The organism is Streptomyces sp. XH2, assembly GCF_049725035.1.
In the GTDB taxonomy this organism is placed as follows: Bacteria; Actinomycetota; Actinomycetes; order Streptomycetales; family Streptomycetaceae; genus Streptomyces; species Streptomyces roseoverticillatus.
Map to the genome: position 1 here is coordinate 288,216 of NZ_JBMMMZ010000015.1, position 13,436 is coordinate 301,651.

The 13,436-nt window shown below is 72.6% G+C and carries 9 protein-coding genes and 1 pseudogene; 3 read left to right on the forward strand and 7 right to left on the reverse strand.

What is annotated here, in order from left to right:
• Positions 1-18 precede the first annotated feature (18 nt).
• The 4 genes and pseudogenes from ACOTKD_RS30060 to ACOTKD_RS30075 form a co-directional block, all read right to left on the reverse strand.
• Positions 19-1,896 carry an LCP family protein gene (locus ACOTKD_RS30060; RefSeq protein ID WP_424892127.1) on the reverse strand — a complete coding sequence of 626 codons (1,878 nt, stop codon included), beginning with the start codon at positions 1,894-1,896 and terminating at the stop codon, positions 19-21.
• A 152-nt stretch (positions 1,897-2,048) separates the two neighbouring features.
• Complete coding sequence (locus tag ACOTKD_RS30065) at positions 2,049-3,902, reverse strand: LCP family protein (RefSeq protein ID WP_424892128.1); 1,854 nt, start codon at positions 3,900-3,902, stop codon at positions 2,049-2,051.
• A 503-nt stretch (positions 3,903-4,405) separates the two neighbouring features.
• A pseudogene (locus tag ACOTKD_RS30070) lies at positions 4,406-5,779 on the reverse strand (LCP family protein); the annotation flags it as partial.
• A 37-nt stretch (positions 5,780-5,816) separates the two neighbouring features.
• Positions 5,817-6,569 (reverse strand): TIGR03089 family protein, encoded by a 753-nt coding sequence (locus tag ACOTKD_RS30075; RefSeq protein WP_424892129.1) that lies wholly within the window; start codon positions 6,567-6,569, stop codon positions 5,817-5,819.
• A 138-nt stretch (positions 6,570-6,707) separates the two neighbouring features.
• Between ACOTKD_RS30075 and ACOTKD_RS30080 the strand changes: the two genes are divergently transcribed.
• The 3 genes from ACOTKD_RS30080 (at position 6,708) to ACOTKD_RS30090 (ending at position 10,282) form a co-directional block, all read left to right on the forward strand.
• Positions 6,708-8,153: a peptidoglycan recognition protein family protein gene (locus ACOTKD_RS30080; protein ID WP_424892130.1), complete on the forward strand. Its 1,446-nt coding sequence runs from the start codon at positions 6,708-6,710 to the stop codon at positions 8,151-8,153.
• Positions 8,154-8,234: 81 nt separating this feature from the next.
• Positions 8,235-9,317: a sugar phosphate nucleotidyltransferase gene (locus ACOTKD_RS30085; protein ID WP_424892131.1), complete on the forward strand. Its 1,083-nt coding sequence runs from the start codon at positions 8,235-8,237 to the stop codon at positions 9,315-9,317.
• Between the two features lie 62 nt (positions 9,318-9,379).
• Positions 9,380-10,282 carry a DNA-3-methyladenine glycosylase family protein gene (locus ACOTKD_RS30090; RefSeq protein WP_424892132.1) on the forward strand — a complete coding sequence of 301 codons (903 nt, stop codon included), beginning with the start codon at positions 9,380-9,382 and terminating at the stop codon, positions 10,280-10,282.
• Positions 10,283-10,506: 224 nt separating this feature from the next.
• Here ACOTKD_RS30090 and ACOTKD_RS30095 read toward each other — a convergent pair whose 3' ends face one another.
• The 3 genes from ACOTKD_RS30095 to ACOTKD_RS30105 are packed head-to-tail and all read right to left on the reverse strand — an operon-like array spanning position 10,507 to position 13,368.
• The gene (locus ACOTKD_RS30095; RefSeq protein ID WP_424892133.1) at positions 10,507-11,832 is read right to left on the reverse strand and encodes a coenzyme F420-0:L-glutamate ligase; all 1,326 of its coding nucleotides are present in this window, start codon (positions 11,830-11,832) and stop codon (positions 10,507-10,509) included.
• Positions 11,829-12,836, reverse strand: a complete 1,008-nt coding sequence (gene cofD / locus ACOTKD_RS30100; protein WP_424892134.1) for a 2-phospho-L-lactate transferase — start codon at positions 12,834-12,836, stop codon at positions 11,829-11,831. Before cofD ends, ACOTKD_RS30095 begins: the two co-directional genes overlap by 4 nt.
• Positions 12,837-12,855: 19 nt before the next feature.
• Positions 12,856-13,368 (reverse strand): cysteine dioxygenase, encoded by a 513-nt coding sequence (locus tag ACOTKD_RS30105; protein ID WP_424892135.1) that lies wholly within the window; start codon positions 13,366-13,368, stop codon positions 12,856-12,858.
• Between the last annotated feature and the right edge of the window lie 68 nt (positions 13,369-13,436).

Genomic DNA, 13,436 nt, shown 5'->3' on the forward strand with positions numbered 1-13,436 from the left:
ATCGATTCAGGCACGTGCTCAGAAACGATTCAGCGAGTTCACCTTCATACAGGCGGAGGTGTCGTTGCCGTTGAGCGGGTCCGAGCTCTCGGGGGCCTTGTTGTCGGCCTCCTTCTTGGGCTTGTCGTCGCCCGGAGCCTTGTCGTCGGCCTTGTCCTCGTCGCCGGGCTTCCCGGACTTCTCACCCTGCCCGGGCTTCCCGGTCTTCCCGGGCTTCGCCCCCTTGTCGTCCGCGGAGGCGTCGTCGGCCTTCGGGTACGTCGTCCCCGTACGCCAGTCCCCGCCGATCACCAGCGTCAGCCCGTCGACCGCGGTGGACATCCGCACCGCCCGCTCCGGCAGCCCGAGGGCCTTGGCCAGCGCCTGGGCGTCGGCGCGCTGGGACGTCTTCGCGTAGCTGAGCGTCGTGTCGGCCTGGGCGCGCGGCGTCGAGTCCGAGGTGGCCTTGGTGAAGCCCTGCTTGACGAGCGCCGCGGCGATCTCGGCGCCGCGGCCGGTGACCACGGGCTGGGTGGCGGTGCCGGTGCCGTTGAAGACCGTCACCGCGACGGAGCCCTTGGGGGAGGCCGGCCCGGTGGGCGCGGGGCCCTTGTCGTCCTTCTTCGGGTCCTTGCCGTCGAGCGCGGTGTCGCTGCGGACGAGCGAGAACAGCTTCTCCGCGTCGCCCGGCTTGGGGATGACGTGCGCGTCCGGGTCCCACGGGTCGGACACCCACGGCATGGTGGTCATGGTGATCCGGCCGGACGGCACGCGCTTGATGTCGTCGGCGAGGTCGTAGAGCTTCTTGACCGAGCCGAGGTCCTTGTCGACGGTGAGCGCCTTGGTGGCGGCCTCGGCGAGGTCGGTGAGCTTGTCCGGGTCGCTGAGCTTGGTGCCGGACTTGAGCTGGCGGACCATCGCGTTCATGTACATGTGCTGGGCGTGGGTGCGGCCGATGTCGCTGCCGTCCTCGAAGCCGTGGCGGGTGCGCAGCCACTGCAGGGCCTGCTCGCCCTTGACGTTGTGGGTGCCCTTCTCCATGCGCAGGCCGGACAGCTTGTCGTAGACGTTGTTGTCCACGCAGACCGGGACGCCGCCGACGGCGTCGGCCATGTTCACCACACCGGCGAAGTCGATCATCATGAAGTGGTCGATGGGGATGCCGGTGAGCTCTTCCCAGGCGGCGACGGTGCAGCCGGGCCCGCCGTTCATCAGACTGGTGTTGATGATCTGCCGGTTCGTCTCCTTGTAGACCTTCCCGTCCTCGGGGTCGGTGCACTTGGGGATCGTGACCCGGGTGTCGCGCGGGACGCTGATGACCGACATGTTGCTGCGGTCGGCCGAGACGTGGACGAGCATCTGCACGTCGGCGAGCGGCTTGCGGTCGGCGTCCTCTCGGGCGCCGCCGAGGGCGACGTTCTGCGGGGAGTTACGGCTGTCGGAGCCGAGGAGCAGGATGTTCAGGGGCCGCTGGCCGGCGGCGTTGGCGGCGCTGCGGTCGAGCCGCTTGTCGCCGAGGTTGAGCGCGCCCTTCTTCAGGTTGCCGTTGAGGTGCTGGTAGTAGAACCAGCCCGCGGCGGAGGTGCCGAGGACGAGGACCGCGAGGCAGAGCGCGGCCCAGCGGGCTATTCGGGCCGCGCGGGCGCGCCGGCCGGACGGGGGCGCGGCCCCGGCGCGGCCCTTGCCCGGCTTCTCGCCTTTGCCCGCCTTCTCGCCCTTGCCAGGCTTGTCGCCCGGTCCCGGATTCTCGCCCTTGCCGGCCTGCGCGCCCTTCCCGGCGCTCCCGGCCTCTTCTTCTCTCCCGGTCTCCTCGGACGGCTCGGCCGCCTCCTCGGCCGGTGCGCCCGCGCCGTCCTTCTCGCGTGCCCCCGGCACGCTCTTGCGCGCCCGTGGCCCCCGCACGCTGTTCTGCCGCATCAGGCCTCCCCTAAGTGGTGCGTCCGGCCCGATGGGCAGGCGTGTCGTATCTCGTCGATCGGTGCGCGCCGATCGGGGCGCGCGGCAGGGCCGGCCTGCGGTTCAACAGGCCGGCCGTCCGATAGTGAGATGCATCTGGGCGGTGCCTGGGTTCACTTGGCGCAGATGTTCTTGTCGTCCGCTTCGACCCTTTGGATGTCCTCCGGAGCCTTTGCCGGCGCCTCGACGTGGATCGGGGTGCCCGCGGCCTTGAAGTCCGAGCCCAGCGTGAGGGTCATCTCGGCCGGGGCGGTGGTGGCGGAGCTCTGCTTGAGGGCGTCGGCTTCGAGGCCCATGACGTCGGCGAGGCGGCGCGCCTGGTCGGCCTGGGCCGGGGCGAACTCGAGGACCGTCTTGTCGACCTTCTTGCCGCCGGCGGCGTTGCCGCCGTTGCTGGAGCGGACCATGCCCTTGCTGTTCTGCATCCAGCTGACGGCCTCCTGGGCCGCGCCCATCCGGCCGCTGCCGTTGAGGACCTTGACCCGGACGGCCGCGGGCGCCGAGCGAGGGCCCTGCAGCAGGGCGGCCTGCTTGGCGTCGGCCTGCTCCTGCTGCTTCTTCTCCTTCTCCTTCACCTCGGTGAGGGAGACGTCCTGACGGACCATCGCGAACAGCGGCTCGGCCTTCGCCTTGTCGAGCACGACCGTCTTGTGGTTCTTGCCCTCGGCGGGGTTGTCGAGGACGGGAACGGTGGCGAAGGTGATGTTCTTGAGGTTCACCCGGCTGAGGTCCTTCGCCAGCCGGGTCAGGTCGCTGACGGAGCCGATGCCGGAGTCGACGGTCAGTGACTTCGTCGCCGCGTCGCCCAGGTTGTACAGCTTCTTGGGGTTGGTGAAGGTGTCGTCCGACTTCATCTCGCGGATCATCGAGCTCAGGAACTGCTGCTGGAGCTTGATGCGGTCCAGGTCGCTCTCGAAGCCGACGCTGTGCCGGGTGCGGACGAACGCGAGCGCGTCCTCGCCCTCGATCTTGTGGCGGCCCTTGCTGAGCTTGAGGTGCGACTTGGGGTCGTCGATGTCCTTGCCCAGGCACACCTCGACGCCACCGACCGCGGACGACATCTTCTTGACGGCGTTGAAGTCGGCCATCATGAAGTGAGTGACCTTCAGGCCCGTGAGCTGCTCGACGGTCCGCCAGGTGCAGCCCGGGTCGCGGTCCTCCTGGCCCAGGCTCTCGTTGAAGCGGACGCCCTTCGAGCCGGGGATGGACTTGGTCTTCCCGTCCTTCTTGGTGATGCACTCCGGGATGTCGGTGATCATGTCGCGCGGGATGGAGAGCGCGGTGGCGTTCGACCGGTCCTCGGAGACGTGGAAGAGGAGGGTGGTGTCGGCGTGGCCGACGCTCCCCTCGTCGCCGTAGCCCTTGTTGCCCTCGCCGTCGCGCTTGTCGGTGCCGATGACCAGGATGTTGACGGGGCCTTTGGTGACGGCGCCGTTGTTGATGCCGACGTCAACCTTGTTGAGGTTGTTGTTGAAGTGCTCGTAGAGCAGGTACGCGCCCAGTGAGCCGCCGACGAGGATGAACGCCAGCGTGCCGCCGGTCCACAGCAGCGCCTTCTTCTTCGTGGACTTCTTCGGCTTGGGTTTGCGCCTGCCCGTCGCGGCGGCCTTGGCCGCCGCCGTCCTGCTCCCGGCCTTGGTCCCCGGCCTGGCACCCGCCTTGGCGCCCGCCGCGGTCCCCGGCCTGGCCCCGGGCGCGCCCCGGCGGCCGGTCGCGCGCGGGCCCGGCACGTCCCGGCCCGGCTTGGGGCGCGACGCCGTGCCGGGAGAGGCCTTCGCGGGGGGCACGAAGGAATTGGCGGAGCTGCCGGGATCGGTGATGGCCGAGGGGGTTGAGCCCCGCCCCGGGGCGGGCTCCGCCCCGTCGGCATGGTCGAGACGCAGCTCGTAGCTGCCGGTCTTCGGGTCGAAGACCCACTGGTCGGCGGGGTCGATACCGCCCGCCCGCCCACGGCCTTGCGCGTCCACGGTCGCTTGAATCCTCCGTCGGTGCCACGCGGCGCCTACCCCCCCGAGGCGCTCGGTCACGTCGTCTGTGCAGTGCGCGGTCAGCCCGGCCGTGCGCACCGGATCGCTCACACTATCCGCCCAGTTCAGCGTCAAGCGACGCCGGTGACAAATTCCACTCCCCTACAACTGGGCAATCTGCTCAATCCCTTCGACCAGGCCGGGAAACCTGTTCGTGCGTTTTGAGCGATTCATCCACAGATGCCGCGTGCGGCCGTGGTCCCTTCGTAGGTGGGGGGACCGTTCGGCGGAGGCGAACCGGCGGAGGAGGCCGGTGCACTCGCATTTGCCGAGAAATTACCACCGGGGGGCACGGCCGTACCGTGCTGCCCGCCGGTTCCGCGCGGTGCGCGGGGAGCGCCCGGCGCGGCCGGGCCTCCCGTCCCCCCGGTGCCCGGCGTCCGCGCCGGCCCCCCTGTTCCCCCCGTGCTTCCGGTTCCCGTGGGCCCCTGCGGGCTGCCGGGCCCCTCCTGGCTCCCCGGCCCCGTCGGACCCTCCGTGCCGTCAGGTCCCTCCTCGGCCCCGGGTTTGCCGGCCCCCGGCCGCCCGGCCCCGGGCTTCGCGCCCCCCGGCTTGTTCTCCGCCGCCCGGACGTTGCCGCTCACCGACACCGGCCGGTCCTCGCGCAGTTGCTTGAAGAGCTGGTCGGCGTCCGGCTGCACCAGTTCGTCCCGGTTGGGGTTGTACGGGTACGGGCGGCGCGGCACCGTCAGGAACAGCGCCCGGTCGCTCGGGACGGTCCGCACGGTGCGCACCAGGTCGTACATCTTCCGCAGCGAGTCGAGCCCGGCGTCCGTCGTGAGCGAGGACGTGGCCGCGTCCAGCACGGGGTAGAGCCGGGTCGGGTTGAGCAGCACCCCGTCGCTCTTCATCTCCTTGAACAGGGCGCCAAGGAACTGCTGCTGTCGTCCCATCCGCTCGGTGTCGCTGCCGCCGCCGAGGCTGTAGCGCGCCCGGACGTAGCCGAGGGCCTGCTCGCCGTGCAGGGTCTGCCGGCCGGCGGGCAGCCTCAGCTTCGCCTCCTGGTCGTCGACCGGCTGCTTGAGGCACACCTCGACCCCGTCGACCGAGTCCACCAGCCGCTTGAACCCGTTGAAGTCCAGGATCACGTGGTGGTCGATGCGGATGCCGCTGATCTTCTCGACGGTGCGGATCGTGCACGCCGCGCCCGCCTGCTCGTACGCCCAGTTGAACTGCGCGAAGCGCTCGTTCGTCTCCGTGCCGTCCGGCCGCCGGCAGCGCGGGATCACCGACATCAGGTCGCGCGGCAGGCTGACGGCCGTCGAGCTCTTCCGGTCGGCGGCGAGGTGCAGCAGGATCGTGGTGTCCGACCGCTGGGTGCCGCTGTCCTCGCCGTACTGGCCGTTGCCCGCGCCGCTGCGCGTGTCGGAGCCGATGATCAGGATGTTCTGGGCGCCCTTCACCAGGGCGACGGGGCGCTCCTTCTCCCAGCGCCGCAGCTCGTCCGCCGTCGCCGTGTCCGTGGTGATGTTGCTGTTCAGCCGCTCGTAGAGGAACCAGCCCACCGCCACCACGGCGAGCACCGCCAGGGCCGTGGCCAGGGCCAGCCAGCGCAGCCAGCGGCGGCGCCGCCGGGGCGCGGGCGGCTGCTCGTCCGGCTCCTCGAAGAAGGCGGAGCAGGACGGGGAAGCCGGGGGGCCGGGCCTTCCTGGGCTGTGGGTCACGGCTGCGCTGCGTCCTCCTCGGGGTCGGGGCGGTCGTACGGGCCTCGGGGGCCCGCGGACCGGCGGCCGTACGGACGCCGGGATCCTTGCGGACCTCGGGATCCTTGCGGACCCGGCGATCTCGTGGACCTGGCGATCCGTACGGCCGATCATCGCCCGGGAGCGGCGGAGCGGCAGCGCGAGAGGGCTGTCAGAGGGCCGTCACGGTGACGCGCTCACTCTCCCGGCGCTTGTCCAGGCCGCCGCCGGAGAGCCGGTCGAGGTGGCGGCACAGCACCACCGACCCGCCCGCGGCCAGCGGCGCGAACAACCCGGCGGACAGCCCGTCCCAGGTGTCGTAGGGCAGGCCGGACAGCATCCGGGAGCCCGCGCCGAGCCCGTGCTGGAGGGCGTCCGTGCGCGCCCGCTCCACCAGCTCGGCGCCCGTCAGCTCCAGCCCGCCGACGGCGAGCGCGGGGGCGTCCGGGTCGACCGGGGCGTACGGCGCGAAGCGGTCCCCCTGGCTCGGCACCTCGACGGCGTAGTCGGCGAAGCCCGCGGGCGGCTGGGGGAACCGGCCGCCCAGGGGGCGCAGGGCCAGCGCCACGCGCTCGCCCGAGCACGCACGCGCCTCCTCCAGCGTGTCGGGCCCGCTGACGACGAGGTCCGCGGCGGCCGGGTCGCCGCCGACGTCGGCCAGCACCCCGGTGGAGGAGCAGGCCAGCAGCCAGACGGCCGTCTGCCAGTGGGAGGGCAGCAGCAGGGCGAGCCGGTCGCCGGGCTCGGCGGAGAGCTCGCCCTGGAGCAGGTTGGCGGTCTTCGCCACCCAATTGGCGAAGGTGGCCACGGACAATTCCACGCGCTCGCCGGTGGCGTCGTCGTAGAAGGTCACGAGCGGGCGGGCCGGATCCGCGGAGAGCGCGGATCGCAGCAGGTCGGCGGGGGTGCGATCGGTGGCGTTCATCGGCGTCAGCGTACGCGGCGGGGCACCGGCCGGTCAGCCGGACGGACGACGCCGAAGGGGTGGACGGGGCCGTGCGGCGCCGCCCGGTCACCACTTGACGAATGGACAGATTTAAGGCTTATGTCCAAGATTTTCGTCATGCGTGGAATCCTTGTCTCCTCGACCGTGACCGCCTGCGCCGCCCTCACCCTGCCCTTCCTCGCCACCCCCTCGTCCGCCGCGTCGTCCACCCACGACCCGGGCGTCACCGCGCGCTCCGTGCCCGGCAGCACCCAGTCGCTGCCGCTCGTCCCGCTCCGCGGCGCGAGCCACGGCGCCGGCCATGCCGGCGGCAGCCATGCCAAGAGCCACAGCAAGAAGCGCACGGCGGGCCCCGAGCCCACCTCCACGGAACAGGGCCTGCCCCAGATGGAGGTCAAGCCGTTCTCGCTGGTCGGCATCGTCTGGGACGACGCCGGCGCCGAGCTGCGCGGCCACGCCCAGGTGCGCACCCGACCGATCGGCGGCCGGGACTGGGCGGACTGGCAGGAGGTCTCCACCCACGACGACGACCGCCCCGACACCGACTCCACGGAAGCCCGCGCCGGGCGGCTGCGCGGCTCCACCGCGCCCCTGTGGGTCGGCGCCTCCGACGCCATCCAGGTGCGCGTACGCCCCGACGCCGCGAGCGGGCGCACCCCCGGCGGCTCCCTGCCCGCCGGGATGCGCCTGGAACTGGTCGACCCCGGGGTGGATCGCGCCCGCTCCGCGGCGCCGCCCGTGCCCAGCGAGAACGAGCTCGCCGCCTCGGCCGCGAACGTCCCGCTCGCCCCTCTGGGCGCCACCGAGATCCCCGCCCTCGGCAAGCCCGAGTCCGAGGGCGACGTCGAGCACACCGGCGTGGGCGAGCTGCCGGCCGACGACGAGGAGGACGGTTATCCGCCCGACGGCTACGACTCGGACGACTCCGACCGCCCCGGCTCCGCCGACGGCGGTCGCTACGTCGGCCCGCGCCCCCGCATCGTCACCCGCGCCGGCTGGGGCGCCGACGAATCGCTGCGCGAGTCCGGCTTCTCCTACACCGGAGCCGTCCGCGCGGCCTTCGTCCACCACACGGCCTCCGGCAACCGCTATTCCTGCGCGCAGTCCGCGTCCGTCATCCGCGGTATCTACCGCTACCACGTTGTGAGCAGCGGCTGGCGGGACCTGGGCTACAACTTCCTCATCGATAAGTGCGGCACCGTCTACGAGGGCCGCTCAGGAGGCGTGGCCAAGCCCGTCAAGGGGGCGCACACCCTCGGTTTCAACAGCAACAGCATGGGCATCGCCGTTCTCGGAACGTACGGAACCACCAATCCGTCCACCGCGGCGGTCGACGCGGTGGCGGACCTCACCGCATGGAAGCTCGGACTGTTCGGCGCCAACCCGGCCGGCACCACGAGCCTGGTCTCCGGAGGCGGAAATCTCTTCAAAAAGGGCACCACGGTGCGGCTCAAGGTCATCTCCGGACACCGCGACGGCTTCTCCACGGAGTGCCCCGGTGACCGCCTCTACCGCAAGCTCGGCATCGCCCGTGCCGCCGCGGCACGCCTCCAGGGACGCTGACCCGGCGCGGGGGCGCCCTCCGGTCTGCATACACTGGCCGCCGATCACGGCCCGGCCCCAGCAGGAAGCAGAGACAACACCTTGACTGAAGCGATCCTCCTGGTCGGCGGCAAGGGAACCCGGCTGCGTCCGCTCACGATGAACACGCCCAAACCCATGGTCCCGGCGGCGGGCGTCCCCTTCCTGACGCACCAGCTGGCGCGAGCCCGCGCGGCGGGCGTGGAGCACATCGTGCTCGCCACGTCGTACCTGGCGGAGGTCTTCGAGCCGTACTTCGGCGACGGTTCCGCCCTCGGCCTCCACCTCGAGTACGTCACCGAGGAGGAGCCGCTCGGCACCGGCGGCGCCATCCGCAACGTCGCCTCCCGGCTGCACTCCGGACCGGACGACCCCGTCCTGATCTTCAACGGGGACATCCTCACGGGCCTGGACATCGAAGCCCTCGTGGACACCCACCGCACCACGAACGCGGACGTCTCCCTCCACCTCACCCGGGTCGAGGACCCCCGCGCCTTCGGCCTGGTCCCGACCGACGGGACGGGCAGGGTCACGGCCTTCCTGGAGAAGCCGCAGACGCCGGAGGAGATCGTCACCGACCAGATCAACGCGGGCGCGTACGTCTTCAACCGCTCGGTGATCGACAGCATCCCGGCGGACCGCCCGGTCTCGGTCGAGCGCGAGACGTTCCCGGGCCTGCTGGCGGCCGGCGCGCACCTGCAGGGCATGGTCGACTCGACGTACTGGCTGGACCTCGGCACGCCGCAGGCCTTCGTCCGCGGCTCGGCCGACCTGGTCCTGGGCCGGGCCCCGTCGCCCGCGGTCCCCGGCCGCTGCGGCGACCGGCTGGTCCTGGACACCGCCGACGTGGCGCCGGACGCCAAGCTGACGGGCGGCACGGTCGTCGGCGCGGGCGCGCGCGTGGAGCCGGGCGCCCTGGTGGACGGCTCGACGATCCTCGACGGCGCGGTCGTCGAGGCCGGCGCGCAGATCCGCGACTCGCTGGTGGGCACGGGGGCCCGCATCGGGGCGCGCACGGTGCTGGACGGCGCGGTGATCGGGGACCGGGCGCACGTGGGGGCGGACAACGAGCTGCGGGCGGGAGCCCGGATCTGGTGCGAGGCGAGGATCCCGGCGGGAACGATCAGGTTCTCGTCGGACCAGTAGGGGCCGGATAAATCCGGCATGCAGCACCTTTGGTGGTAAATGCTGGAACGTACGCTGGCAGGATGAAGACCCGCACATGGACCCCACCGGCCCCGTACGACATGGGCCGCACCTTGGGCGTCCTCGCGCGGGGCCCGGGTGACCCGGCCTACCGGGTGGACCCGGACGGCTCCGTGTGGCGGGCCAGCCGCACGCCGGAAGGCCCCGGCACGCTCCACGTGACCGACCTGGGCGACCGCATCCACGCGCAGGCGTGGGGCCCCGGCGCGGACCGGCTCCTGGAGACGCTCCCCGCGCTCCTGGGCGCCGGCGACGACCCGGGCGCCTTCACGCCCCGCCACCGCCTGGTCCACGAGGCGCACCGCCGCCACCAGGGACTCAGGCTGGCCCGTACGGGCCTGGTCCTGGAGTCCCTGATCCCCTCGGTCCTGGAACAGAAGGTCACGGCGGACGAGGCGTACAGGGCCTGGCGCCTCCTCCTCCAGCAGCACGGCGAACCGGCCCCGGGCCCGGCTCCCCGCATGAGGGTGATGCCGAGCCCGCGCGGCTGGGCGACGATCCCGTCCTGGGACTGGCACAAGGCGGGCGTGGACGGAAAACGCTCGGCGACGATCGTCCGGGCGGCCCGCGTGGCGGGACGCCTGGAGGAGGCGGCTGCCATGGACGACGCCGAGGCGTCCCGGCGCCTCCAGGCGGTCCCCGGCATAGGCCCCTGGACGGCGGCGGAGACGCTCCAGCGCAGCAATGGCGCCCCCGATGCCGTCACGGTGGGCGACCTGCACCTACCGAAGATCATCGGCTACGCCCTGACCGGCGCCAGGGACGGGGACGACACGGCGATGCTGAACCTCCTGACCCCGTACGAGGGCCAACGCCACAGGGCGTGCCGCCTGATCCTGCTCACGGGCACCAGACCGCCGCGCAGAGGCCCACGCTTCTCGGTGAACGACATCAGGGCCCTCTGACGCGAGGGAGCCGTCTGACGACGGACCCCTCTGCCAAGGAGCGCACGAGGGCCGGCTGACGACGACGGCGGGAGGGGGCCGGGGCCGCAGGGGCAGGGTCCCTGGACGCTGACGTGTATGTGTGGCGCCAAGTGCCGGGTGAGAACGCGCAGGGGCGAGGGGCGCCGTAAATATACGGTCCGGGGACCCTGCCCCGGAGGCCCCGGCCCCCGGCCCCCTACGGGCTACCGCACCGAGATGAACGCGTCAGCGACCCGCTCAGGCCGCTCCCGCGGCGGCGCCGCCGCATGCCCCACCGCCACGGCCCCCCTCGGATCCCACCCCTCCGGCAGCTCCAGCACCACCCGCACCACATCGCGGCCGAACATCGTCGACGAGATCCACGCCGACCCCAGCCGCTCACCGGCCAGCGCCACCAGGAAGTTCTGCACGGCGGCTCCGGCCGCGACGACGAACATCTCGCGCTCGGAGGCGTTGCGCCGCGCGTCGGGATAGGTGTGCGACCCCTCCGTCACCAGACACGGCACCACCAGATACGGCGCGTTCCGCAGCACGTCCCCCCGCCGCACCCGCTTGGCGATGCTCTCCTCGCTGAACCCGTCCCCCCGGAGGTCCGCGATCCACGCCTCCCGCATGGCGTCGAGCAGTCGCCCCCGCGCTTCCGCGGACTCCAGCAGGACGAACCGCCAGGGCGTCGTGTGGTGCGGGGCGGGAGCGGTGATGGCGGCAGCAACGGCCCGCCGCACGGCGGCGCCGTCGACGGGTTCACCGGTGAACTCCCGCACGGTCCGCCGCAAGGTCACCGCCTCACGCACCGCTTCGGACGTCCCGAGCCGGAACATGTCGTCGCCGGCGGCCCGCACGAGGCCCCGCGCCCCGGGGGCACCGTCACCGTCCTCGCCCACCACGTGGGGCAATCCGCGCACCACCGCGACCGGCAGTCCCGAGACCTTCCCCTTGACGAGGTCCCCGGCAGCGGCGAGCTCGTCCGCCGTGGCGACGACGGTCGCGGTCAGTGGGTTGCCGTGCGCGTCGGTGCCGCCCCGCAGGTCGTCCAGCACGCGCACTCCGGCCGCGCCGATGGCGACGTCGGTCAGCCCGTTGCGCCAGGGCCGGCCGAAGGTGTCCGTGACGAGGACGCCGACGTCGACGCCGAGGGCTTCCCGGAGCCCGTCGCGCAGGGCGCGGGCGGAGGCGTCGGGGTCCTCGGGCAGCAGCAGTATCGTCCCGGCGGCGGTGTTGGACGCGTCGACGCCGGCGGCGGCCATCACCAGGCCCTGCCGGTTCTCGACGATGCGCAGGGGGCCGCGGCGGGCGACGACCCGTACGGTCTCGGCGTCTATGGCCGCCTCGCGGTCGTCGCCCCGGACGATCCGGCCCTCGGCCTTGCTGACGATCTTCGAGGTGACGAGCAGGACGTCGCCGTCGGCGAGCCCGGGCAGGCCCTCGCCGGTGACGGCCCCGGCGAGGAGCTTGACGAGGTCGTCGCCGGCCTGCACCTCGGGGATGCCGGGAACGGCCCAGACCCGGAATCCGGGGACCGCGCTCACGCCCGTACCTCCTCGGCCAGCGCCAGCGCCTCGCGGGCCATGGCGGCCGTGGCTTCGGTGTCCGTCATCATCAGCGGGACGGCCCGGCACCGGATGCCCGCGGCCTCGACCGTCTCCACGGCGCCGGCGTCGACGGTGTCGACGAGCCAGCCGTCGAGCAGCCCGGAGCCGTAGTGCCCGGCGACGGCCGCGGCGGTGGACTCCACGCCGACGGCGGCGAGGACCTTGTCGGCCATGCCGCGCACGGGCGCGTCTCCGACGATGGGGGAGAGGCCGACGACGGGGGCGGAGGCGCCGGCGACGGCTTCGCGGATGCCGGGGACGGCGAGCACGGTGCCGATGCTGACGACGGGGTTGGACGGCGGGAAGAGGATGACGTCGGCGGCGGCGATCGCCTCCAGGACGCCGGGCGCGGGCTTGGCCTGCTCGGCGCCGACGGGGATGACCGCGTGCGCGGGCACGCCGGCCCGCAGCCGCACCCAGTACTCCTGGAAGTGCACGGCCTTGCGCGAGGGAGCCCCGGAATCGGAGCCGGAGCCGGCACTGCCGTCGGGATCGTCGATCAGGACATGGGTCTCGACACGGTCGTCACTCATGGGGAGCAGCCGCACCCCGGGCTGCCACCGCTCGCACAGCGCCTCGGTCACCGCGCTCAGCGGGTACCCGGCGCCGAGCATCTGCGTGCGGACGATGTGCGTGGCGAAGTCGCGGTCGCCGAGCCCGAACCACTCGGGCCCGACGCCGTACGCCGCCAGCTCCTCCTTCACGGCGAAGGACTCGCCGGCCCGGCCCCAGCCCTGCTCCTCGTGGATGCCGCCGCCGAGCGTGTACATCACGGTGTCGAGGTCGGGGCAGACCTTGAGGCCGAAGAGGTGGATGTCGTCGCCGGTGTTGCCGATGACGGTGATGTCGGCGTCGGGGACTGCTGACTTGAGGCCGCGGAGGAAGCGGGAGCCCCCGATTCCACCGGCCAGAACGACGATGCGCTGCGTAGGCATAGGCATAGGCATAGGCAGCAGTTTGTCAGTTGGGTACGACGTCCCTGATGGCGGTCGCCGAGACCGACGCCCGCATGGGCATCTCGGTCAGCCCCGGTGAGTACACGTGCAGGCTGACGGCCGGTGCGAGCGAGTCGTTGACGATCTCATGAGCGTATCCGGGCGCGAAGACGCGCTGGGCTCCGGCGCGCAGCACCTGCCGCGCGCCGCCGGGCGTGCCGGTGCTTCCGGTGATCTCGGTCAACTCACCCTGGAGGACGGTCAGCACCCCGGAGGAGGGGCCGTGGTCGTGGGCCCCGCTGCCCTGTCCGGGCACCCAGCTCAGCAGCCACACCTCGTAGCCGGGGCCGACGCGGAGGCGGTGGTACCAGCGGCTGGTGGCGTCGTACTGGACGAGGTGGGCCCAGGAGGCGCGGTCGGCGGCGACGGAGCGGGCCAGCCCGGCGAACTCGGCGACGGTGCGCGGGTGGGCGGGCGCGGGCGGCATGAGGTGGGGGATGGCGAGCGGGTCGCCGGCGATCTGGACGTCGCTGTTCATGTGCGGGGGTTCCTCGGCGGAAGCGGCGGAAGCGGCGGAAGGTGCGGGGGAGCGCGTGACGGGCGGAG

Excerpts from the sequence above, each read along its gene's own strand:
- ACOTKD_RS30060 (WP_424892127.1), bottom strand. The coding sequence starts at position 1,896 with ATGCGGCAGAACAGCGTGCGGGGGCCACGGGCGCGCAAGAGCGTGCCG.
- ACOTKD_RS30075 (WP_424892129.1), bottom strand. The coding sequence starts at position 6,569 with ATGAACGCCACCGATCGCACCCCCGCCGACCTGCTGCGATCCGCGCTC.
- ACOTKD_RS30080 (WP_424892130.1), top strand. The coding sequence starts at position 6,708 with ATGCGTGGAATCCTTGTCTCCTCGACCGTGACCGCCTGCGCCGCCCTC.
- ACOTKD_RS30090 (WP_424892132.1), top strand. The coding sequence starts at position 9,380 with ATGAAGACCCGCACATGGACCCCACCGGCCCCGTACGACATGGGCCGC.
- cofD (WP_424892134.1), bottom strand. The coding sequence starts at position 12,836 with ATGCCTATGCCTACGCAGCGCATCGTCGTTCTGGCCGGTGGAATCGGG.
- ACOTKD_RS30105 (WP_424892135.1), bottom strand. The coding sequence starts at position 13,368 with ATGAACAGCGACGTCCAGATCGCCGGCGACCCGCTCGCCATCCCCCAC.